The organism is Agrococcus sp. TSP3-2-1, from assembly GCF_049897585.1.
Taxonomy (GTDB): Bacteria; Actinomycetota; Actinomycetes; order Actinomycetales; family Microbacteriaceae; genus Agrococcus.
This window is the reverse complement of record NZ_JAFCWN010000006.1, coordinates 120,786-141,886: the sequence shown is the minus strand read 5'-3', so window position 1 is coordinate 141,886 and position 21,101 is coordinate 120,786. Positions and strand designations below refer to the sequence as shown.

The 21,101-nt window shown below is 72.0% G+C and carries 19 protein-coding genes and 1 tRNA gene; 15 read left to right on the top strand and 5 right to left on the bottom strand.

From position 1 onward, the window contains the following. The first annotated feature begins 27 nt into the window (after window positions 1-27). The 7 genes from ACP7BI_RS10400 to ACP7BI_RS10370 all read left to right on the top strand — a co-directional run bounded on the left by ACP7BI_RS10400 (window position 28) and on the right by ACP7BI_RS10370 (window position 8,025). A complete protein-coding gene (locus tag ACP7BI_RS10400; RefSeq protein ID WP_425845896.1) occupies window positions 28-1,704 on the top strand; it encodes a carboxyl transferase domain-containing protein in 1,677 nt (558 codons plus the stop codon). Window positions 1,705-1,709: 5 nt separating this feature from the next. Then, complete coding sequence (locus ACP7BI_RS10395) at window positions 1,710-3,704, top strand: biotin carboxylase N-terminal domain-containing protein (RefSeq protein WP_425845894.1); 1,995 nt, start codon at window positions 1,710-1,712, stop codon at window positions 3,702-3,704. Continuing rightward, window positions 3,701-4,183, top strand: coding sequence for a MaoC family dehydratase (locus tag ACP7BI_RS10390; protein ID WP_425845892.1), 483 nt, complete (start codon window positions 3,701-3,703; stop codon window positions 4,181-4,183). The genes ACP7BI_RS10395 and ACP7BI_RS10390 overlap by 4 nt, the downstream gene beginning before the upstream one ends. 8 nt (window positions 4,184-4,191) lie before the next feature. Continuing rightward, window positions 4,192-5,031 (top strand): HpcH/HpaI aldolase/citrate lyase family protein, encoded by an 840-nt coding sequence (locus ACP7BI_RS10385; protein WP_425845889.1) that lies wholly within the window; start codon window positions 4,192-4,194, stop codon window positions 5,029-5,031. A gap of 161 nt (window positions 5,032-5,192) precedes the next feature. Continuing rightward, on the top strand, window positions 5,193-6,371 hold the full coding sequence (locus ACP7BI_RS10380; protein WP_425845887.1) for a YibE/F family protein: 1,179 nt from the start codon (window positions 5,193-5,195) through the stop codon (window positions 6,369-6,371). Between the two features lie 77 nt (window positions 6,372-6,448). Continuing rightward, a tRNA-Ala gene (locus ACP7BI_RS10375) sits at window positions 6,449-6,524 on the top strand. 325 nt (window positions 6,525-6,849) lie between these two features. Beyond that, window positions 6,850-8,025: an adenosylhomocysteinase gene (locus ACP7BI_RS10370; RefSeq protein ID WP_425845885.1), complete on the top strand. Its 1,176-nt coding sequence runs from the start codon at window positions 6,850-6,852 to the stop codon at window positions 8,023-8,025. Between the two features lie 80 nt (window positions 8,026-8,105). Here the strand turns inward: ACP7BI_RS10370 and ACP7BI_RS10365 are convergent, their stop codons facing one another. Beyond that, window positions 8,106-8,993, bottom strand: coding sequence for a universal stress protein (locus ACP7BI_RS10365; RefSeq protein WP_425845884.1), 888 nt, complete (start codon window positions 8,991-8,993; stop codon window positions 8,106-8,108). Between the two features lie 101 nt (window positions 8,994-9,094). Further along, window positions 9,095-9,619, bottom strand: coding sequence for a glycoside hydrolase family 15 protein (locus tag ACP7BI_RS10360; protein ID WP_425845882.1), 525 nt, complete (start codon window positions 9,617-9,619; stop codon window positions 9,095-9,097). Between the two features lie 142 nt (window positions 9,620-9,761). Here ACP7BI_RS10360 and ACP7BI_RS10355 point away from each other — a divergent pair, with 142 nt between their 5' ends. The 7 genes from ACP7BI_RS10355 (at window position 9,762) to ACP7BI_RS10325 (ending at window position 16,124) form a co-directional block, all read left to right on the top strand. After that, complete coding sequence (locus ACP7BI_RS10355) at window positions 9,762-10,397, top strand: SatD family protein (protein WP_425845880.1); 636 nt, start codon at window positions 9,762-9,764, stop codon at window positions 10,395-10,397. Further along, window positions 10,394-11,239 (top strand): hypothetical protein, encoded by an 846-nt coding sequence (locus ACP7BI_RS10350; RefSeq protein ID WP_425845879.1) that lies wholly within the window; start codon window positions 10,394-10,396, stop codon window positions 11,237-11,239. Before ACP7BI_RS10355 ends, ACP7BI_RS10350 begins: the two co-directional genes overlap by 4 nt. Before the next feature lie 100 nt (window positions 11,240-11,339). Then, window positions 11,340-12,239, top strand: coding sequence for a carbohydrate ABC transporter permease (locus ACP7BI_RS10345; protein WP_425845876.1), 900 nt, complete (start codon window positions 11,340-11,342; stop codon window positions 12,237-12,239). Next, window positions 12,236-13,105 carry a carbohydrate ABC transporter permease gene (locus ACP7BI_RS10340; RefSeq protein ID WP_425845874.1) on the top strand — a complete coding sequence of 290 codons (870 nt, stop codon included), beginning with the start codon at window positions 12,236-12,238 and terminating at the stop codon, window positions 13,103-13,105. The genes ACP7BI_RS10345 and ACP7BI_RS10340 overlap by 4 nt, the downstream gene beginning before the upstream one ends. 68 nt (window positions 13,106-13,173) lie before the next feature. Further along, window positions 13,174-14,520 (top strand): extracellular solute-binding protein, encoded by a 1,347-nt coding sequence (locus tag ACP7BI_RS10335; protein ID WP_425845872.1) that lies wholly within the window; start codon window positions 13,174-13,176, stop codon window positions 14,518-14,520. Between the two features lie 23 nt (window positions 14,521-14,543). Further along, window positions 14,544-15,620, top strand: coding sequence for an ABC transporter ATP-binding protein (locus ACP7BI_RS10330; RefSeq protein WP_425845870.1), 1,077 nt, complete (start codon window positions 14,544-14,546; stop codon window positions 15,618-15,620). 39 nt (window positions 15,621-15,659) lie between these two features. Then, on the top strand, window positions 15,660-16,124 hold the full coding sequence (locus ACP7BI_RS10325) for a MarR family winged helix-turn-helix transcriptional regulator (RefSeq protein ID WP_425845868.1): 465 nt from the start codon (window positions 15,660-15,662) through the stop codon (window positions 16,122-16,124). Window positions 16,125-16,138: 14 nt separating this feature from the next. Here ACP7BI_RS10325 and ACP7BI_RS10320 read toward each other — a convergent pair whose 3' ends face one another. Continuing rightward, entirely contained in the window at window positions 16,139-16,309 is a 171-nt protein-coding gene (locus tag ACP7BI_RS10320) for a hypothetical protein (protein WP_156906033.1), read from the bottom strand. A 93-nt stretch (window positions 16,310-16,402) separates the two neighbouring features. Beyond that, window positions 16,403-18,625, bottom strand: coding sequence for a maltose alpha-D-glucosyltransferase (treS, locus tag ACP7BI_RS10315; RefSeq protein WP_425845865.1), 2,223 nt, complete (start codon window positions 18,623-18,625; stop codon window positions 16,403-16,405). 53 nt (window positions 18,626-18,678) lie between these two features. Here treS and ACP7BI_RS10310 point away from each other — a divergent pair, with 53 nt between their 5' ends. Then, window positions 18,679-19,716: a zinc-dependent alcohol dehydrogenase family protein gene (locus ACP7BI_RS10310; protein WP_425845862.1), complete on the top strand. Its 1,038-nt coding sequence runs from the start codon at window positions 18,679-18,681 to the stop codon at window positions 19,714-19,716. 8 nt (window positions 19,717-19,724) lie between these two features. On the opposite strand, the gene ACP7BI_RS10305 is transcribed toward ACP7BI_RS10310, so the two are convergent. Next, window positions 19,725-21,023 carry an alpha-amylase family protein gene (locus ACP7BI_RS10305; protein ID WP_425846047.1) on the bottom strand — a complete coding sequence of 433 codons (1,299 nt, stop codon included), beginning with the start codon at window positions 21,021-21,023 and terminating at the stop codon, window positions 19,725-19,727. Window positions 21,024-21,101 lie beyond the last annotated feature (78 nt).

Sequence of the window (21,101 nt, the reverse complement as noted above, 5' to 3'; positions counted from 1 at the left end):
TCGGCCACGGCATGGCACGGTAGGGCCATGCACCGACTCGAGACCCGCGTCGACCTCGCGGGGGAGCAGGCCCGCGCCAACCGCGCGGCGATGGAGGCGCTCGTGGCGCAGCTGCGCGAGCGGCTCGCCCAGGTGGCGCTCGGCGGCCCCGAGAAGTCGCGCGAGCGGCACGTCGCGCGCGGCAAGCTGCTCGCCCGCGACCGCATCGACAGGCTGCTCGACCCCGGCAGCCCGTTCCTCGAGGTCGCGCCGCTCGCGGCGTGGGAGGTCTACGGGAAGGACGGGCAGGATGCGCCGAGCGCCGGCATCGTCGCCGGCATCGGCCTCGTGCACGGCCGGCACGTGATGGTGATCGCGAACGACGCGACCGTCAAGGGCGGCACCTACTACCCGCTCACGGTGAAGAAGCACCTGCGCGCGCAGCAGATCGCGCGCGAGAACCGGCTGCCGTGCATCGCGCTCGTCGACTCCGGCGGCGCGTTCCTGCCGATGCAGGACGAGGTGTTCCCCGACCGCGAGCACTTCGGCCGCATCTTCTTCAACCAGGCGCAGCTCTCGGCCCAGGGCATCCCGCAGCTGGCGGCCGTGATGGGCTCGTCGACCGCGGGCGGCGCCTACGTGCCGGCCATGAGCGACGAGACCGTCATCGTGCGCGAGCAGGGCACGATCTTCCTCGGCGGCCCGCCGCTCGTGAAGGCCGCGACCGGCGAGGTCGTCGACGCCGAGTCGCTCGGCGGCGGCGTGCTGCACGCCGAGGTCTCGGGCGTCGTCGACCACCTCGCCGACGACGACGAGCACGCGCTCGAGATCGTGCGCGACATGGTCGAGGCGCTCCCGCCCGGCGACCGCGCCGCCGCGAGCGGCGCCGTGCCGGCGAAGGCGCAGTCGTTCGGCTGGTTCGCCTACGCGCCCCTCAGCGCGCTCGACGACGAGAGCGCGCCGGCCGTCGACCCATCCACCCTCTACGACGTCATCCCGCCCGACCTCCAGACGCCGTACGACGTGCGCGAGGTCATCGCGCGCATCGTCGACCGCAGCGGGTTCCACGAGTTCAAGGCCGGCTACGGCGACACGCTCGTGACCGGCTTCGCCGAGCTGCACGGCCACACGGTCGGCATCGTCGCGAACAACGGCGTGCTCTTCTCGGAGTCGGCGATGAAGGGCGCGCACTTCATCGAGCTGTGCGACCAGCGGGGTGTGCCGCTCGTGTTCCTGCAGAACATCACGGGCTTCATGGTCGGCTCGGAGGCCGAGCGCGGCGGCATCGCCAAGCACGGCGCCAAGATGGTCACCGCCGTCGCGACGACGCGCGTGCCGAAGCTCACCGTCGTCGTCGGCGGCTCGTTCGGCGCCGGCACCTACTCGATGTGCGGCCGCGCCTACGACCCCCGCTTCTTGTGGCTCTGGCCCAACGCGCGCGTGAGCGTCATGGGCGGCCCGCAGGCCGCGTCGGTGCTCTCGACCGTCAAGCGCGAGCAGCTCGAGGCCGCGGGCGAGGAGTGGTCGGCGGATGCGCAGGCCGAGTTCGAGCGCCCCGTGCGCGAGCAGTACGAGCAGCAGGGCAACCCCTACTACTCGTCGGCGCGCCTGTGGGACGACGGCGTGATCGACCCCGCCGACACCCGCCGCATCCTCGGCTTGGCGCTCGACGTCGTCACCGCCGTGCCGATGCCCGAGCCGCGCTTCGGCGTCTTCCGGATGTGATGCAGATGGACTCCCTGTTCGACACCGTGCTCGTCGCCAACCGCGGCGAGATCGCCATCCGCATCGCGCGCACGCTCCGCGACCTCGGCATCCGCTCGGTCGCCGTGCGCGCCGACGACGACCCCTCGCCGCACCCCGAGCACTTCGACGAGACCGTCTTGCTCGGCAGCGGGGCGCTCCGCGACACGTATCTCTCGACGAGCAAGATCCTGGATGCGGCGCGCACCTCGGGCGCGCAGGCCATCCACCCCGGCTACGGCTTCCTCTCGGAGAACGCCGCCTTCGCCCGTGCGTGCGAGGACGCGGGGATCGTCTTCATCGGGCCGGGCGCATCCGCCATCGAGACGATGGGCGACAAGATCTCCGCCCGCCACGCGGTCGAGTCGCGCGGCGTCGCGACCGTTCCGGGCATCGCGGAGCCGGGCCTCGACGATGCGGCGCTCATCGCGGGCGCCGAGCGCGTCGGCTACCCCGTGCTCATCAAGCCCGCCGCGGGCGGCGGCGGCAAGGGCATGTACCGCGTCGACGACCCCGCCGAGCTGCCGGCCGCGCTGCAGGCCGCACGCCGCGAGGCGAAGAGCGCGTTCGGCGACGACACGCTCTTCATCGAGCGCTTCGTCTCGAACCCGCGCCACATCGAGGTGCAGGTGCTCGCGGACACGCACGGCAACGTCATCCACCTCGGCGAGCGCGAGTGCTCGCTGCAGCGCCGCCACCAGAAGGTCATCGAGGAGGCGCCGAGCGCGCTCCTCACCGAGGCGCAGCGCGCCGCGATCGGCCAGGCGGCCGTCGAGACCGCCCGCTCGGTCGGCTACGTCGGCGCAGGCACGGTCGAGTTCATCGTCGCGGGCGATCGGCCCGACGAGCCGTTCTTCATGGAGATGAACACGCGCCTGCAGGTCGAGCACCCGGTGACCGAGATAATCACGGGCATCGACCTCGTCGAGCAGCAGCTGCGCATCGCGGCGGGGGAGCCGCTCGCGATCGCGCAGGACGACGTGCGGCTCGAGGGCCACGCGATCGAGGCGCGCATCTACGCCGAGGATCCCGCGGCGGGCTTCCTGCCGACCGGCGGCACCGTGCTCGACGTCGACTGGCCGTGGGACGACGCCGACGACGACGTGACGGCGCCGCCGCGCGTGCGCGTCGACGCGGGGGTCGGCCACGGCACCGCAGTCGGCTCGAGCTACGACCCGATGATCGCGAAGGTCATCGCGCACGGCGACTCGCGCGCGGAGGCGATCGACCGGCTCGACCGGGCGCTCGCCGGCATGCACCTGTTCGGCGTCGTGACGAACCGGGGCTTCCTCCGGGCGCTGCTGCAGGAGCCGAGCGTGCGCGCGGGCGAGCTCGACACGGGCTTCATCGACCGCGAGGGGGAGCGGCTCGCGCGTCCCGCCGACGACGGGGAGCGGTTCGCGATCGCGGCGGCGGCGCGGGCGCAGCATGGGCTGGGCCTCCTGGGTGCATGGGCCGCCGACGGCTGGCGCCTCGGCGGCGCCGTCGGACACGTCGTACGCTTCGCCGACGCCGACGGGATCGCGACCGTGCGCGTGCGCCGCATCGACGACCCGAACGAGCACCGCGTCGAGGAGTCGCGCGGCGTCGACATCGAGGTGCGGCGCGCCGACGGCTCGACCGAGCGCTGGGAGCGGCTGAGGATCGAGCGCCCGATGCTCGAGACGGTCGAGGGCACCTGGGTGTGGACGGAGGGCGGCGACGTGCTCGTCGAGGCCCCACCACGCGCGCACCGGGGTCGCGGCGCCGCGGAGCCCACCCTCGCCTCACCGATGCCCGGCACGGTCGTCGCCGTGCACGCATCCGACGGTGATCGCGTCGAGGAGGGCCAAGCCGTCGTGAGCGTCGAGGCGATGAAGATGGAGCACGTGCTGCGCGCGCCCGTCGCCGGCACCGTGCACGTGCGTGCGAGGGTGGGGGAGCAGGTGACGCGCGGGCAGGAGCTCGCGACCGTCACGCCCGAGAAGCAGGAGGACGCATGAGCGAGCGCCGCATCACGCAGCGGGGCCTCTACTTCGACGAGCTCGAGGAGGGCGTCGTCTACGAGCACCGACCCGGCCGCACGATGACCGAGACCGACAACGTGCTCTTCACGACGCTCACGATGAACCCGCAGCCGCTGCACCTCGACCGCGCCTGGAGCGAGGGCACCGAGTTCGGGGAGCCGCTCATGAACTCGATGCACACGCTCGCGACCATGGTGGGCCTCTCGGTCGGGCAGCTCACGCAGGGCACGATCGTCGCGAACCTCGGCTTTAGCGAGGTCGCGTTCCCCGCGCCCGTGCGGCACGGCGACACCATCTACTGCGAGACGCGCGTGCTCGAGAAGCGCGCCTCGAGGTCGCGGCCGGGGCAGGGCATCGCGACCTTCGAGCACCGGGCGCTCAACCAGCACGGGGAACTCGTCGCAACCGCCGTGCGGAAGGTGCTCATGCAGGGATCGCCCGGGGAAGAGGCGTGAGCGCCGGCGTGGCTGCGCTGAGCTCGTCTGCCTTGGGCATGGGCCCCGTGCTGCTGTTCTGCCCCGGCGACCGGCCCGACCGGTTCCGGAAGGCGGCCGAGCGATCGGATGCGGTCATCCTCGACCTCGAGGACGCCGTCGGCGCCGGGTCCAAGGCTGAGGCTCGCGAGGCGGTGCGAGCCGCCGGCCTCGACCCCGAGCGCACGATCGTGCGGGTGCAGGACGCATCCGCCTCCGGCTTCGACGACGACCTCGCCGCCGTCGCGGCGTCGCCGTTCCGCACCGTCATGCTCGCGAAGGCCGAGTCGACCGAGCAGGTCGATCGGGTCGTGGCCGCGGTGCCCGGTGCACGCGTCGTCGTGCTGTGCGAGACGGCGCGCGGCGTGCTCGAGGCCGAGCGGCTCGCGGCGCACGACGCGGTCGTCGGCATGATGTGGGGCGCCGAGGATCTCGTCGCCTCGATCGGCGGCACGTCGAGCCGGAGCGAGAGCGGCGCCTACCGCGACGTCGCGGTGCACGCGCGCAGCCGCATCCTGCTCGCCGCCGCAGCCTTCGGCATCACGGCGATCGATGCGATCCGCGCCGACATCCAGGACCTCGAGGGCGCGCACGCCGAGGCGGTCGATGCCGCGGCGTCGGGCTTCGGCGCGAAGGCGGCGATCCATCCCAGCCACGTCGAGCCCTATCGTCGCGCGTTCGCGCCGACGGATGTGGAGGTCGACCTCGCGCGCCGCATCCTCGATGCGGCGACCCGCAACCCCGGCGTCTTCTCCTTCGAGGGGCAGATGGTCGACGAGCCGATCCTGCGGCACGCGCGGAGCGTCGTCGCGCGCGCCGCTCGGCCGTAGGGCCGCCCGCCCGCGTTCGCACGAGGGCACCGCGCCGCGGCGTTGGTAGTCTGCTGAGCGATCGGGGAGGCAGCTTGGGTCGACATCGCAGCCGTGCGCGCGGAGCCGCGCACCTGCGTTGGAGCGACCGTCGCCCGGGATCGTTGCCGCCGGATGACGAGTTGCGCGCAGGCGTCATCGCGCCACCGACCGCCGGGCACAGCCACGGCCATGACCACAGCGACGCGCTGCGCGTGACCGCGCGGTCGAGGCTCCTGCTCTGGCTCGCGCTCGCGCCGATGCTGCTCGCGACGGCTGCCGGCATGCTCGCGCTGTGGCCGAGCGCCGACGCACTGCCGGAGCGCGCCCCGTACTTCGGCGAGGGCGTCGGCACGATGCACGTGAGTGCGACGGGGAGCGCCGACCCGGAGACCGGGCTCGCGCCTGCGCGGCTCGACGACGGCGCTCTGATCGACGTGGTCGTGCCGCCCGAGGCGGTGGGGGAGATCGCAGACGGAGACCGGCTGCGCGTCTTCCACGTGCCAGAGGCCGCCGGCTACGGCTCGAGCTACGTCTTCGTCGACTTCGCCCGTGAGCTCCCGCTCGCCCTGCTCGCGCTCGCGTTCGTGGGCGCCGTGGTCGCGGTCGCCCGCTGGCGCGGCGTCGCGGCGCTCGTCGGGCTCGGCGGTGCGTTCCTCGCGATCGGCGGCTTCACGCTGCCCGCGCTGCTCGCGGGAGAGCCCGCCCTCCCCGTCGCCCTCGTCACCGCATCCGTCGTGATGTGCATCGTGCTCTACGTCGCCCACGGGTTCAGCACGCGCACGACCACGGCGCTGCTGGGCACGCTCATCGGGCTGCTGCTCACCGCCGGCATCGCCTGGGCCGCGACCACGTCGTCGCGCATCATGGGCACGGGCTCGGAGGAGTCGGCGGTGCTCTTCCAGCAGGTGGGGCTCGACCTCTCGGACGTGTTCATGTGCGGTCTCGTGCTCGCCGGCATGGGCGTGCTCAACGACGTCACCATCACGCAGGCGTCCGCGGTGTGGGAGCTGCGCGCCGTCGCACCGGGCGCGAGCCGGGCGGAGCTGTTCGCCCGAGCGATGCGGATCGGCCGCGACCACATCGCCTCGACCGTCTACACGATCGCGTTCGCGTACGTCGGAGCGGCGCTGCCGCTGCTCATGGTGATGTGGATGACGGATGCGCCGGCCGACCTGCAATTGACGACGGGCGAGGTGGTGGAGGAGATCGTGCGCACGCTCGTCGGCTCGATCGGCCTCGTGCTCGCGATCCCGGTGACGACGGGCATCGCCGCGCTCGTCGTGCCGGGGGAGTCGGAGCCGGAGCTGCAGCCAGCTTGACCGACGCTGCCCGCGCGATGTGACGGAGCCCCGCTTCATCCTGTATGCTGTTCAGGTTGCTCCGAGGAGCACACCACGGGTCTGTGGCGCAGCTGGTAGCGCACCTGCATGGCATGCAGGGGGTCGGGGGTTCGAGTCCCCCCAGATCCACCATTGTGATGACGCGGGACATCGTTCATAGATGTTCCGCGTCATCGTTCATATCGGGGAGAAGCCCTGGCCATCGGCCGGGGCTTCTGTCGTTGTTGCGCCAGTAGTCCGGTGGCTGGTGACGGTGGTCCCGTCGATGAGGATGAGCACGGGGCCTGCGGCTTCGCGAGGCAGCGCCGGGCCCCCGTGCGTGCCGGTCGCTCAGGCGCCATGTCAGGATGGAGGCAGGCGCGGGGCATCCGCGCCTACGGGATGCGACGAAGTGCATCCGTCGCCTCGATGAGCGCGACGTCCCGAGCGCTGCGATCCGCAGCGGAAGAGTCCCATCATGATCGACACAGCTGAGCAGCTCGCTGCCGAGGGCGCTGCCCGCATCGAATGGATCCGCTCGCGCATGCCGCTGCTGGCGGCGCTGCGCGAGGAGTTCGCCCAGACCCGGCCACTGGCCGGCCGCACGATCGGTGTCTCCCTGCACCTCGACCCGAAGACCGCGGTGCTGATCGAGACGCTCGCCACGGGCGGCGCGCAGCTCGTCGGCACCGGCAACCACGGGTCGACGCAGGACGACATCGTCGCCGCGCTGCAGGCATCCGGCCTGCACCTCTTCGGGCGCCGCGATGACACGCTCGACGACCACCGCGCGAACCTCCGCCGCACCCTCGAGGCGCGACCCGACGTGCTCCTCGACAACGGCGCGGACCTCGCGCTCGGCACCGTCGAGCACGGCTTCGCGCACGAGGTCATCGGCGGCACCGAGGAGACCACGTCAGGCGGCTTCCGGCTGCGCGAGGAGGGCACCGACGTGCCGTTCCCCGTGATCGTGATCAACGACTCGCGCATCAAGGCGATCGGTGAGAATCGGCACGCCGTCGGGCAGAGCGCCGTCGAGTCGCTCATGCGCATCACCAACCTGCAGCTGCCGGGGAGCCGCTTCGTCGTGATCGGCTACGGCTGGTGCGGCCGCGGCGTGGCGCAGTACCTCGCGGCGCTCGGTGGCAAGGTGGGCGTCGTCGAGCGCGACCCCGTGACCGCGCTCGAGGCCGCCTTCGACGGGCACCGCGTCGGCTCCCTCGAGGAGCTGCTGCCCTGGGCTGAAGTGGTCGTGACCGCCACCGGACGTCCAGACGCGCTGCCGGCCGCTGCGCTGCCGATGCTCGCGGACGGCGCGGTGCTCGCGAACATCGGCCACTTCCCGTGGGAGATCGACGTGGATGCGCTGCGCGACGGCGCGACGAGCCGACAGGTCGCGCCGGCGATCGAGCGCATCGAGCGCGACGGCCGCCACGTCGTGCTGCTCGCGGAGGGGCGCATGTTCAACCTCGCCGGGCCGGGACCCAAGGGCAACTCCATCCAGTCGATGGATCTCGGCTTCTTCCTGCAGGCTCGCTCGCTTGAGCGAGTGGCGACCGACCGCGGGCTCGCGGCCGGCCCGCAGGGCGTGCCGGTCGACATCGAGCACGGCGTCGCGCGCGCGATGCTCGCGTCGATGGGCGCCGCGCGCTGAGCGCGCCGACGCTGCACTCGGCGCGCAGCTCGCGGACCTGCCCCGCGGCGCGGCGAGGGTGCCGTTCGCTGTGAGGAGCGTCAGGGCTCCGCGGCGGCCTGCTCGGTCGGCTCGATGTGCCCGGCCTCCCCGGGGGTCGGCACGACCGCGACCGGGCACGGCATGTTCATCAGGAGATCGTGGCTGACCGAGCCGAGCAGGAGTCCGGCGAGCCTGCCGCGGCCGTGCGTGCCGACCACCGCGAGCCGCGCGCCTTCCGCGCGCTGCGCGAGGACGACGGATGCGCGGCCGTGCTCGAGCACCGCCTCGACCGGGAGGTCCGGGTGTGCCGCGTGGACGCGTGACACTTCGGCGTCGAGCACGGCCCGCTCGCTCGACTCGAACGCCTCGATGGGGGACTCCATCGCCTCCCACGCGCCGCTGACGAGCGGAGGCACGTCCCAGGCACGGACCGCGACGAGCGTGTCGTCCTCGCGCTCCGCCTCGCGAGCCGCGAACGCCATGGCCGCGGCGCCGGTCTCGTCGTCGACGCCGACGATCACTCGCTCGCCGCCCGGCTGCCAGTCGACGGGCACGACGACGAGCGGGCAGTGCGTCCTCGCCGCGACGGCGAGCGGCAGCGTGCCGTAGATGAGCCCGACCGCCCCGCGGGTCTTGTGGGAGCCGATCACGAGCAGGTCCGCGCGACGCGAGGCCGCCTCGAGTCCGGGCACCCGGCGCGCGTGCTGCACGGTCGTCGAGACCTCGGCGGAGACGCCGCTGAACCTGATCCGCTTGCCCGCCTCGTCGACGATGCGCTCGTGCTCGAGCAGCACCGGATCCGTGTTGACCTGTGGGATCCAGTCGATGTCGACCACCGTGGTGACCTCGACATGCATGGCGACACTCCGCGCTCGGTCGACCACCCAGTCGAGCGCGGCTGCGCTCGCGGTGCCGCCATCGACCGCGACCACGACGTTGTAGGGCATCGGCGCACTCCTCGCTCCCGGGTCGGACAGCTCCATCCTGCAACGGGAGGGCTCCGCCGCGAAAGGTCGCGTGCGGCATCCGCACTGCCGGGAGCCGCCCGTCAGTCGCCGCCCGCGGTCGCCCGCAGCGCATCCGTCGCCCTGATGAGCGCGAGGTGGCTGAATGCCTGCGGGAAGTTGCCGATCAGGCGCTGCGCGTCCGGGTCGTACTCCTCGCTCATGAGGCCGAGGTCGTTCGCGTAGCCGACGAGCTGCTGCGTGAAGCTGTCGAGCTCGGCATCGAAGCCGCGGTCGTCGATCTCCTCGCGCAGCCGCTCGCGGAGCTCGCGCCAGTGCTCGACCGGCCCGTCGAGGCCGTCCTCCTCGACCGCACGCACGCCGCAATCGAACCCGGCCCACAGCATCGCCCGGCCGTGCGTGAAGCAGTGGAGGTCGCCGCGCATCTCCCAGATGCCGTGGTCCTGCCGATCGAGGTTCGCCTCCGCGTAGTCGAGCAGACCCTTCTGCATCGCCCAGCTGTACGCATCCTCCTCTTCGCCCGCGGCGCGAAGCTGCGGGAGCGCCACCATCACCTCGCCGACGACGTCGGCCTGGAACTGGCTCGCCGCGCCGTTGCCGACCCGCACGGGCCGAGAGTGTGACGGCGCGGCATATGTCGGCACTGGACGTCGAGCGGTTGCGCGGTGTGCGGCCGATCGCACACCTGATATCGAGCTCTTATAAGGTAGTAGGTGATCGCTCGTCGATATCAGTCGTACACTTATCTGCATGGGACGGGACGCAGTGGCCGTGATCGCCGACATCATCGGCTCGCGCGAGCTGCCCGACCGGCGGGCCGGGCAGGAGGAGGTGCTGCGCGCCTTCGCTCGCGCTGAGGAGCACGCCGGCGCCGAGGTGCCCGCGTATGCGGCGGTGGGCGACGAGTTCCAGGCCGTCTACGAGAGCGCGGAGCGAGCCGTGCTCTCGACGACGATCGTCGCGCTCTCGCTGCCCGACGGGCTCGAGCTGCGCTTCGGCATCGGCGCGGGGGAGGACCGCATCGTCGACGCGAGCGGCAGCGTGCCGATCCGGGACGGCAGCGCCTGGTGGCGCGCCCGGGAGGCGATCGATCACGTCAAGCAGGCGCAGCGCTCGGGGCGGAGCCGCGCCACGAGCACGTTCCTGCATGACGGCGGCGACGAGGAGAGGGCCATCCGGGGTCTCCTGCTGCTGCGCGACCACATCGTCGGCTCCATGCGGCCGCGCGACAAGCGGATCGCGCTCGCCGGACTGGAGGAGGTGCCCCAAGCGCGCACCGCAGAGGCCGAGGGCATCCGCCAGTCGGCGGTCTCGCAGAGCTGGCACCGGTCTGGCGCCTCAGCGGTCGTCGAGATGCTGCGTCAGCTCGAGGGGGCCAGGTCGTGACCGCGGCAGCGATCATGCTCGTGATGGGGCTCGGCCATCTCGCGCTGAGCGCGAGATCGCTCGCGAGCGGCCATCCGAGCGCCGATGCGCGTCCGCGAGCGAGCCGCATCGCACTGCGCGGCGCCGACCTCATCTGGGCGGGAGCCGGCTGGATGATCGCGATCGCCGCGCTCATCCTCGCGACGGGTCTGCCGTGGGCGTCTGCCGTCGTCGCGCTGGTCGTCTCGACCGTGGCGACCGTGCTGCTCGCTGCTCGAGCGCGCCTCGCCGCGATCTCGGGCTTCGTGCTGACCGTTGCCGCGATCGCGCTCGCGGTGCTGCTCGACGGCTCCGCGGTCGACGAGGACGCGCCGCTCGCTCGCGTGCTCGCCGGCAGCGCCCAAGCGGACGCCCTCGCGCCGAGCGTCGTCGTCGTCGCGAGCGCAGCACTGGTCTTCCTCGGGCCGACGAGCAATGCGCTCGTGCGCGCGGTGGTCGCCGCTGCCCGCCGGACGGACGAGCCGAGCGACCCGCCGCCCAGCCCGAGCACCGCGTGGCGCGTGCTGCGCCGCGACAAGGAGATCGCGGTGGTGCGCAAGGCCGAGCCCGCGACGACCGTGAGCGGCTTCCGGGGCGGGCGCATCGTGGGCCCGCTCGAGCGCGTGCTCGTGTTCGCATCGCTGCTCGCGGGGATGCCGGTCGTCATCGCCGGGCTCGTCGCGGCGAAGGGCGTCGTGCGCTTCCCAGAGATCTCGGCCGACCGCTCGGGCGGCACGAAGGCGGAGGAGTTCCTCGTCGGCACGCTGTGCAGCTTCCTGCTCGCGAGCCTCGCGGTGCTCGCGGTGGTCCTGCCGCCGCAGTAGTTCCCGCGCCGGTCGGACGTCACGGCCGGTTCATCTTCAACACCCCTCGGCGTCGCCCGGACGACAACTGCGGTTCAAGCGACTCCGAGAGCCTCGGCGAGTGCCCGCCACCTCTCCGCATCGCCGTCGCCAGCGGCGTCGCGATGCGCTCGTCGTCCTGGCGTTCGCCGGGCCCAACCTGCTGCTCATCTCGGCGTTCATCTACTTCCCGCTGCTGAGCAACGCCTACTACTCGACGCTCGACTGGCGCATGGGCGCGACGTCCGCGACGAGCGCCGGGCTCGACAACTACGTGCGGCTGTTCACCTCGCCGCAAGGCGCGGAGATGTGGCGCGTGACGATCACGTTCACGGTCGTCACGGTGGTCGCATCGATGGTGCTCGGCTTGCTCGTGGCGCTCGCCCTCAACCACCGGATCCCCGGGGTCACCGCCGGCCGCACCGCGATCTTCGCGCCCTACGTGCTCTCCGGCGTCGGCGTCGGGATGGTCTGGAACTTCATCTTCGACCCGCAGATCGGGCTGCTCGGGCACGCGCTGCGCGCGTTCGGCGCGCGCTCGCCCGAGTGGTACCTCGACGGCGACCTCGCGCTCCTGATGGTGATAATCGTCTACGTCTGGAAGAACCTCGGCTTCTGCGCCGTCGTCTTCCTCGCAGGCCTCCAGTCCATCCCGCGCGACCTCATCGAAGCCGCTCGGATCGACCGGGCCGGGGCGCTCACCCGCTTCTTCAAGCTCACGCTGCCGCTGCTCTCGCCGACGGTCTTCTTCCTCACGGTCACGACGATCCTCAGCTCGATGCAGGCGTTCGACATCCTGAAGATCATGACGCCGTCGGGCAACGGCACGAACACGATCGTGTTCGAGCTGTACCTGCAGGGCTTCGGGCCGTACCAGGACGCCGGCTACGCCGCCGCGATCTCGGTCGTGCTCTTCGTCGTGCTGTTCGCCATCACCGCGTTCCAGATGCGGTTCGTCGAGAAGCGGGTGCACTACGCATGAGCTCCGATCACACCACCCGCTGGCGGCAGGCGTTCTCCCGTCGCAACCTCGCCGCGACGGTGCTCGGCGGCTACCTGCCGATCCTGCTCGCGATGGCGGTCGTCGTGCTGCCGCTCGCGTGGATGGCGATCGCGTCGTTCAAGCCCGCCTCGGAGATCGTCACGACGCATCCGACGCTCTGGCCGCAAGCGCCGACGCTCGACAACTACCGCCACGTGGCTGACACCGTGCCGCTGCTGACGGTGCTGGGCAACAGCCTCGTCGTCACGATCGTCGGCTCGGCGATCAAGGTGCTGCTCGCGATCACGACGGCGTACGCGCTCGTGTTCATCGACTTCCGCGGCAAGAGCGTCGTCTTCCTCGCCATCCTCGTCGCGCTCATGGTGCCGCCCGAGGCCGCGCTGCTGCCGAACTACATGACGATCTCTGCGCTCGGCGGACGGAACACCCTCTGGGGCATCATCCTGCCCGGGCTCGGCACAGCATTCGGCACCTTCCTGCTGCGCCAGCAGTTCAAGACGCTGCCCAGGGATCTCGTCGAGGCGGCCGCGCTCGACGGCGCCGGCCACATGAAGCGGCTCTGGCGCATCATCGTGCCCGTCTCGGCACCGACGATCGCGACGGTCGCGCTCGTGACGATCGTGGGCGAGTGGAACAGCTTCATGTGGCCGCTCATCATCACCGACTCCGTCGACACCATGACCCTGCCCGTCGGGCTCAACCTGCTGCAGACGATCGAGGGGCAGACCGGCAGCTACGGCTACCTCATGGCCGGCGCCGTGCTCGTGATCCTGCCGGTGCTCGTCGTCTTCGCCGCGCTGCAGCGATTCATCGTCAGCGGCCTCACGCAAGGCGCCGTCAAGTGACCGCTCGACGACTCACCCCACCCGACCCATCCGGCTCAACCACCGCATCCACCGAACCTAGGAGCACCATGTCCCACCGCACCCCGTCCGCCCGCGCGAAGCGCGCAACCACGACCGTCGCGGCGCTCGGCCTCGCCGCGCTCGGCCTCACCGCCTGCGGCCCCGCCGTCGGCGCCACCACGACCGAGGCCGCGGCCGAGGTCGACTGGGCCTCGATCGAGCCCGCCGACTCGATCAGCTTCTGGACGAACCACCCGGGCGGCTCGCAGGCGATCGAGCAGCAGCTCGTCGACGCCTTCACCGAGGAGACGGGGATCGAGGTCGAGATCGTCACCGCCGGCGCGAACTACGAAGAGGTCTCCCAGCGGTTCCAGACCGCGCAGACCTCGGGCGACGTCGGCGACCTCGTCGTGATGTCGGACGCCACGTGGTTCACGAACTACGTCAACGACTCGCTGCTCGCGATCGACGACGTCTTCGCCGCCGCCGGGGGAGATGCCTCGACGTACAACGCGACGCTCTTCGACGACTACCGCTACGAGGACGCCCACTTCGCGGTGCCGTACGCGCGCTCCACCACGATCTACTACTACAACAAGGATCACTACGCGCAGGCCGGCCTCACGCAGGCCCCGACCACGTGGGACGAGGTGCAGGCGAACTCGCAAGCGCTGGTCGATGCCGGCGTCACCGACATCGCGTTCAGCTTCCCGTCCGCCTCCGACTACCCCGCGTGGATGATGAACAACCTCGTCTGGGGCTACGGCGGGGGCTGGTCGGACGAGTGGGATGCGAGCGCCGTCACGAGCGACGGCACGGTCGAGGCCGTGGAGTTCGCGCAGGCCGCCGTGCAGGCCGGCTGGGCGAACGTCTCGAGCAACTCGCCCGCCGATGACTTCGCGGCCGGCGCCACGAGCCAGTTCATCGGCTCGACCGGCTCGCTCGGCGGCGTCACCGAGACTGCCGCCTTCGAGGTCGGCGTCGCCTTCCTCCCTGGCGGCCCCGTCGAGCAGGAGCTCGTCGTTCCCACGGGCGGCGCCGGCATCGCGATCTCGTCCGCCTCGACGCCCGAGGAGCAGCTCGCCGCGGCGATGCTCGCCGACCACCTCACGAGCGCCGAGAACACCGTCGAGTTCTCCAAGGTCACGGGCTATGTGCCGGTGCGCTCCGACGCGGACGCGAGCGCCATCTACGCCGAGAACCCGAACTTCGAGGTCGCGGTCGAGCAGCTCGAGACGCGCACGCGCACGCAGGACTACATGCGCGTGTTCCTGCCCGGCGGCGACCTCGCGCTCGCGACCTCGCTGCAGCGCATCCTCACGACCGACGTCGACGTCGCGGATGCGCTCGGCGAGCTCCAGCGCGAGCTCACCGGTCTCTACGAGAACGACCTCGAGCCTCAGCTCGAGGGCTGAGCGACAGGACGAGGAACACCACGATGGTCAACGTCTCGCTGCACGACATCACGCTCACGTACCCCGGCGCCTCGAGGCCCTCGATCGACGCGATCGACCTCGAGGTCGAGCACGGAGAGTTCCTCGTGCTCGTGGGACCGTCGGGGTGCGGCAAGTCGACGACGCTCCGCGCGCTCGCCGGCCTCGAGTTCCCCGACTCGGGCAGCATCGCGTTCGGCGACCGCGACGTCACCGGGCTCGATGGCAGTCAGCGGGACGTTGCCATGGTGTTCCAGAGCTATGCGCTCTACCCGCACATGACGGTGGCCGGCAACATCGAGTTCTCGCTGAAGAACGCGAAGGTGCCGGCCGCCGAGCGGAGGCGGCTCGTCGCCGACGCGGCCGAGCTGCTCGAGCTCGACGGCCTGCTCGATCGCAAGCCGAGGGAGCTGTCCGGCGGTCAGCGCCAGCGCGTCGCGATGGGCCGTGCGATCGTGCGGCGACCCTCGGTGTTCCTCATGGACGAGCCGCTCTCGAACCTCGACGCGAAGCTGCGGGTGCAGACCCGCGGCCAGATCGCGGCGCTGCAGCGGAGGCTCGACGTGACGACCGTCTACGTCACGCACGACCAGACCGAGGCGATGACGATGGGCGACCGCGTGGTCGTCATGAACCAAGGGCGCATCGAGCAGGTCGGCACGCCCCGTGAGCTCTACGACGAGCCCGAGACGCTCTTCGTCGCGAGCTTCATCGGCTCGCCGCAGATGAACCTCGTCGATGGCTCATGGTCGGATGCGGAGGGTGCGCGAGTGCGAGACCTCCGGTTGCCGTTCCACCCGGCAGCCAGCCACTCGGCGACCTCGCTCACCTACGGCATCCGCCCCGAGGACCTCGAGCTCGTCGCCGGGACCGGCCGCGACGCCGCGCTCGTACGCGTGACCGTCGAGCTCGTGGAGGAGCTGGGCTCCGACACCTACGTGTATGGCACCGGCCACGGCGCTCGATGGACGGCGCGACTCCCGAAGGGCGCTCGACCGGCGATCGGGGAAGAGCTCGCGTTCGCCGTGGGTGCGTCGAGCGTCATCGCGTTCGAGCCCTCGACGGGGCACCGCGTCCGCTAGCGGCCGTCGAGGGGGGCGCTGCGCGCCTAGAATCGACGCGTGGCGCACGACGAGCTGCCCGTGCAGGAGCGGGACGACCTGGCGCTCGAGCGCCAGGTGTGCTTCGCGCTGTCGGTGGCATCCCGCAGCGTCGTCGGCGCCTACCGCCCAGCGCTCGAGCCGCTCGGACTCTCACACCCGCAGTACCTCGTGATGCTTGCGCTCTGGGGATCGCGCTCGCTCTCGCTGCGCCAGCTGGCCGAGCAGCTGCGCCTCGAGCCGGCGACGCTCTCGCCGCTCGTCAGGCGGCTCGAAGCCGCGGGGCTCGTCGCTCGCGCGAGGCGCGCCGACGACGTGCGCACGCTCGACATCACGCTGACCGAGCGGGGAGCGCAGCTGCGCGAGCAGGCGCTCGCCGTGCCGGGGGAGATGATGCAGCGACTCGGGCTCGACCGCGAGGAGCTCGAGCAGCTGCACCGCCTCATGACGCGGCTCATCGCCGCGGTCGACGGCGCGGACGCCTGACGAGCGAAGCCCGCTCAGGCGTTCGCGAGCACCACGAACGCGATCACCGCGGCCGTCGTGCCGACGACGGTCACGGCTGCCGCGCAGTAGCCGACCACTCGCCAGGCGAGGATGTCGCCTCGCGTGAAGCTCTGCGGGTCGCGGTCGTGGGGCCAGCCCTGGTGGCGCGCGGTCGGCTCCTGCATGATCGGACCGGTCTCCTCGGATCGCCGAATACTTAGCGCACTAAGCATATCGGCGATCCGGCCGTCGCCGGACCGAGCCGCGCGAGCGGCGGCTCAGTCCTCCTGCGGGACCGGCTCGAGCGTCAGGAACAGCCCGCCGTAGGGTGGCAGGCTCACGCTGAAGCTCTGCAGGTCGTCGACGTGGCCGATGCCCTCGCCGGTCGCGGCATCGATCACCGCGTGCTGGGTCGGCAGCGCCTCGGAGTGCACCGTGCCGTCGACGCCCTCGCCCGAGAAGTTCAGCACCGTCACCTGGATCGGCGCGTCATCGGCGTCGGGCTTGCCGTCGTCGAGCCGGTGCACGAGGACGAGCATCGCGGGGTGCGCGACGTGCGGCACGTCGAGCTGCGTCGCGGTCGCGACGCCGTGGTCGCGGCGGATCTGCAGCACCTCGGCGAGCCGGTTCACGAACGATCCCGGCTCCTCGATCTGCGAGGGGAGCGAGCCGTAGAGCGAGCGGCCGCGCGGCATGCCTGCCGACGACGTCATCGCATCGGGCGCGGCGTCGATCAGGTCGTGCGCGCCGCGCTCGATCCAGCGCGTGTCGCCCGTGTTGATGAGGTCGCGCACGTCGTCGGCCGGGAGCGTCAGCATGCCCGTGAGGTCCCAGCCCGAGAGCGCGAAGACGCCCGGCTGCCACGCGTTGTACTTCGCGAGCAGGATGTGCGCATCGCGGATCGCGGGCACCGCCTCCTCGGTGATGTCGTCGAGCGTCGCGAAGCCCTGCGTCGCCGCGATGAGCGACGCGCTCGTGCACGCGATGCCGTTCTGCGTGAAGACGCGGTTGTAGTCGGCCTGCTCCGTCAGCGTCTCGGTGAGCTCGGCGCGGATGAGCTCGGCGAGCTCGCCGCCGGTGATCTCCTTGTGCCGGAAGGGGTAGACGTCGTCGCGGTGCCGCGTCGCCCAGTGCACGAGCTCGTAGGTGAGCTCGTCGTGATTCTGCAGGCCGTGCACGAGCCCGACCGGCTCGACGCCGAGCTCGAGCGACGACATGAGCGTGAGCCGCAGGAACTCGGTGTCGCCGGTCGCGAGCGCGTGGTGGTAGCCGGGCCGGCTGACGAAGTCGTAGGAGAGGTCGGCGCCGACCGCGCTCGTGTCGCGGATGTCCTCGATCGTGAGGTTGAGCTCCTGGAACGTGAAGCCGCCCACCTTCCGCACCATGCCGGCGATGATGTGGTTCGCGGCGTGGGAGAGCGGATGCCCCTCCGACCAGGCGGGCAGGCCCTCCGCGCTCTTCTCGACCCCGAGGAAGCCGTTCGCGTCGAGGCGCAGCGCGCTCGTGCCGAGGTCGCCGAGCGAGTGGAGCGCGTCGCCGATCACCAGCCGCATGCCCGCGAACGTGGGGTCGAGCCAGTTGATCGACGGCTGCCCCTGCTTGAAGTAGTGGAGGTAGACCCAGCGGCGCTCGACGCCGTCGACGCCGAGCACGGGCGGGGTCGCGCTCCAGTTCGTCTCCTTCACACCGGGCATGTAGAAGATGACGCGCTGCAGCTCGCCGATGATGTAGCCGCGGTCGCTCAGCTCGCGCTCGGCGGTCGCGTCCAGGTTCGCCGCGTCGCGGCCCTCCGGCACCTCCGGCAGCAGGTGCCAGTCCTCCGGCGGGATCTCGACCATGTGGTAGATGCCGGGGTAGTCCTTGAACGCCATCTCGGCGAGCCGGAAGTCGGCGCCCTTGCCCGTGTGGCCGGGCACGATGTCGTCGATGATCGAGCCGCTGTGCTCCTCAGCCACGTCGGAGAGCCGACGGAACGCATCCTCGTCGCCGAAGGCGGGATCGATCTGCGTGCTGATGCGGTCGAAGTGGCCGTCGACGCTCGGCGTCTCCATCCAGTCGGTGATGCCGCCCGCGCGCTTCACCGGTCCCGTGTGCAGGCCGTTGATGCCGATGTGCTCGAACGCCGCCCAGAGCGCCTCCTCGCCGAGCGCGTCGAGGAACGACTGGCCCGGCCGGGTGATGAGCGAGATCGGGTAGGCGGTGAACCACACGTCGGCGACGCCGATCGCGCGCCGCGCGTCGGGGCGGGCGTAGGGGTTGCGCCACATCGACGGCTGGCCCGAGAGCTGCCGGCTGAGCACGTCGGCGTCCTTGAGCATCGACTGGCGCACGAGCCACTCGACGTAGGAGGGGTTGGATGCGTTCGCGGTGCGCGGGTCGGTGCGGAACCGCCGCACGCTGCCGCTGCGGAACTGGTCGCGCGGGCGCAGGCGGCGGGGACGAGCGGGGTATCGCTGCTCGTCGTAGGTGATCTCGGTGCCGTGCTCGTCGGGCTCATCCACGCCTGCATGTCTATCACTCTCGGTTGGGCGTGCCGTCCTGCCAGGATCGAGGCATGCGTGCCCTCCTGATCGACGCCGTCCGCTCGACTCCCGCCGTGCGCGACGTGCCGTCGCCGACCGCTCCTGCGGGAGGCGTCGTGGTCGAGGTGCACGCGACGGGCCTGTGCCGCAGCGACTGGCACGCGTGGGCCGGCCACGACGACATCGCCTTCCCGCACGTGCCGGGCCACGAGCTCGCGGGCATCGTCGCCGGGGTGGGCGAGGGCGTCGAGCGGTGGCGCGTCGGCGACCGCGTGACGGTGCCGTTCGTGTGCGGCTGCGGGCGCTGCGAGTGGTGCCTCGCGGGCGACGCGCAGGTGTGCCCGGCGCAGCAGCAGCCGGGCTTCACGCACTGGGGCTCCTTCGCCGAGCGCGTCGCGCTGCACGCTGCCGACGCGAACCTCGTGGCGATCCCCGACGGCGTCGACGCCGCGACGGCGGCGGCGCTCGGCTGCCGCTTCGCGACCGCCTACCGCGCGCTCGTCGCGCGTGCCCGCGTGCGGTCGGGGGAGTGGGTCGCGGTCGTCGGCGCCGGCGGCGTGGGCCTCAGCGCCGTCATGATCGGCCGCGCGCTCGGCGCGCGCGTCGTGGCGGTCGACCGCAACCCGGCGGCGCTCGAGCTCGCCGCCTCGCTCGGCGCCGAGGCGACCGTGCTCGCCGACGGGTGCGACGTGCCGACCGAGGTCGCGGCGATCACGGACGGCGGCGCGCACGTGGCGGTCGACGCTGTCGGGAGCGAGCAGACGGCGTCGGATGCGGTGCTGGGCCTGCGTCGTCGCGGCCGCCACGTGCAGATCGGCCTCCTGCCGCCCGTCGACGGGCACCCCCGAGTGCCGATGGACCGCGTGATCGCGTGGGAGCTCGACGTGCTCGGCAGTCACGGCATGGCGGCGGCCGACTACCCGGGCATGCTCGCCCTCATCGAGCGCGGCGTGCTCGAGCCGCAGCGGCTCATCGAGCGCACGGTCTCGCTCGAGGAGGCCGCGACCCTCCTCCCCGGCTTCGACCGCTCGAGCGCGGCCGGCGTGACGATGATCGACCCGCGCCGCTGAGCGACTCGCTAGGAGAGCACTGCCCAGCCGCGCGCACCGAGTCGCACGACGCCGTCGGCGAGCTCGGCGACGCCCGCCTCGACGCTCGACGCGTCGGCGGCCGGCAGCTCGACCGGCTCGTCGGCGAGGTTGAGCGCGGTGATGACGCGGTCGGCGTCGGTCGCTGTGCGCAGCACGATCGCTTCGTTGGTGAGGTGCACGACATCCGTCTGCGCGCGGTGCAGCCACGCGTGGCGACGGCGGAGGGCGAGCAGCGAGGCGTGCACGCCGTACGCGTGGGCGGCTGCCCGCTCGAGCGCGTCGGGCGACGGTGGCTCCGCCGGGAACTCCGGCCGCACGGCGTCGTCGCCGCCGAGCCGCTCCTCCTTGCGCGCCTCGAAGCCCAGCTCGTCGCCCGCGTAGACGGAAGGGGTGCCGGCGACGGTCGCGAGCACGGCCATCGCGTGCGGCACGAGCTCCGGACCCACCGCGGTCGCGATGCGCGTCACGTCGTGGTTGCCGATGAACGTCGAGGGCACGAAGCCGCGCACGAGGGCGTTGTGGCGCTCGATCGCGTGCGCGAGCTCGTGGCAGTTGCGGTCGGCGAGGCCGTGCCAGATGCCCTGCCACAGCTCGTACTGCGTGAGCGAGTCCATCGTCGACTCGCGCACGATCGCCGCGGCGTCGCCGTGGATGACCTCCCCGGTGAAGTAGGCATCGGGGAACCGCTCCCGCACGCGCGGCAGCACGCGCGCCCAGAAGGCGGGCGGCACGGCGTATGCCGCATCGAGCCGCCAGCCGTCGATGCCGCGCTCGAGCCAGTGGGTCATGACGGCGACGACGAGGTCGGCCACCGCATCCGCGTCGTGGTCGAGCGCGACGAGCTGGTCGTGGCCCTCGAACACGTCGGCGGGCACCGGCTCGCCCGGCGACCAGCTGTCCCAGTGGACGCGGAAGAGGCCGGCGGTCTCGGCCGCCCGCCCCTGCTCCTCGAGCGCGAGGAAGGCGGGATGCGCTCGGCCGACGTGGTTGAAGACGCCGTCGAGCAGCACCCGGATGCCTCGCTCGCGGCACGCGGCGACGAGCCGGTCGAAGTCGCGCTCGTCGCCGAGCCGCGGATCGATGCGGAAGTGGTCGATCGTGTCGTAGCCGTGCGTCGCGGAGGCGAAGACCGGCCCGAGTTGCAGGCCGTTGAGCCCGAGCGCGACGAGGTGGTCGAGCCACGCCTCGAGGTGGCCGAGCCGGTGCTCGACCGCGCCCTCGGCTGGCAGCGCCTCGGCGCGGATGGGTGCCCCGACGAAGCCGAGCGGGTAGACGTGCCACCACATGACGTGCTTCACCCAGTCGGGCTCGGCGTGCGGTCGCGGTGCAGGATCGGTCACCGCTCCATCCTGCACCGCGACCCG

Excerpts from the sequence above, each read along its gene's own strand:
- ACP7BI_RS10400 (WP_425845896.1), top strand. The coding sequence starts at position 28 with ATGCACCGACTCGAGACCCGCGTCGACCTCGCGGGGGAGCAGGCCCGC.
- ACP7BI_RS10395 (WP_425845894.1), top strand. The coding sequence starts at position 1,710 with ATGGACTCCCTGTTCGACACCGTGCTCGTCGCCAACCGCGGCGAGATC.
- ACP7BI_RS10390 (WP_425845892.1), top strand. The coding sequence starts at position 3,701 with ATGAGCGAGCGCCGCATCACGCAGCGGGGCCTCTACTTCGACGAGCTC.
- ACP7BI_RS10370 (WP_425845885.1), top strand. The coding sequence starts at position 6,850 with ATGATCGACACAGCTGAGCAGCTCGCTGCCGAGGGCGCTGCCCGCATC.
- ACP7BI_RS10365 (WP_425845884.1), bottom strand. The coding sequence starts at position 8,993 with ATGCCCTACAACGTCGTGGTCGCGGTCGATGGCGGCACCGCGAGCGCA.
- ACP7BI_RS10355 (WP_425845880.1), top strand. The coding sequence starts at position 9,762 with ATGGGACGGGACGCAGTGGCCGTGATCGCCGACATCATCGGCTCGCGC.
- ACP7BI_RS10340 (WP_425845874.1), top strand. The coding sequence starts at position 12,236 with ATGAGCTCCGATCACACCACCCGCTGGCGGCAGGCGTTCTCCCGTCGC.
- ACP7BI_RS10335 (WP_425845872.1), top strand. The coding sequence starts at position 13,174 with ATGTCCCACCGCACCCCGTCCGCCCGCGCGAAGCGCGCAACCACGACC.
- ACP7BI_RS10330 (WP_425845870.1), top strand. The coding sequence starts at position 14,544 with ATGGTCAACGTCTCGCTGCACGACATCACGCTCACGTACCCCGGCGCC.
- ACP7BI_RS10320 (WP_156906033.1), bottom strand. The coding sequence starts at position 16,309 with ATGCAGGAGCCGACCGCGCGCCACCAGGGCTGGCCCCACGACCGCGAC.
- ACP7BI_RS10310 (WP_425845862.1), top strand. The coding sequence starts at position 18,679 with ATGCGTGCCCTCCTGATCGACGCCGTCCGCTCGACTCCCGCCGTGCGC.
- ACP7BI_RS10305 (WP_425846047.1), bottom strand. The coding sequence starts at position 21,023 with ATGTGGTGGCACGTCTACCCGCTCGGCTTCGTCGGGGCACCCATCCGC.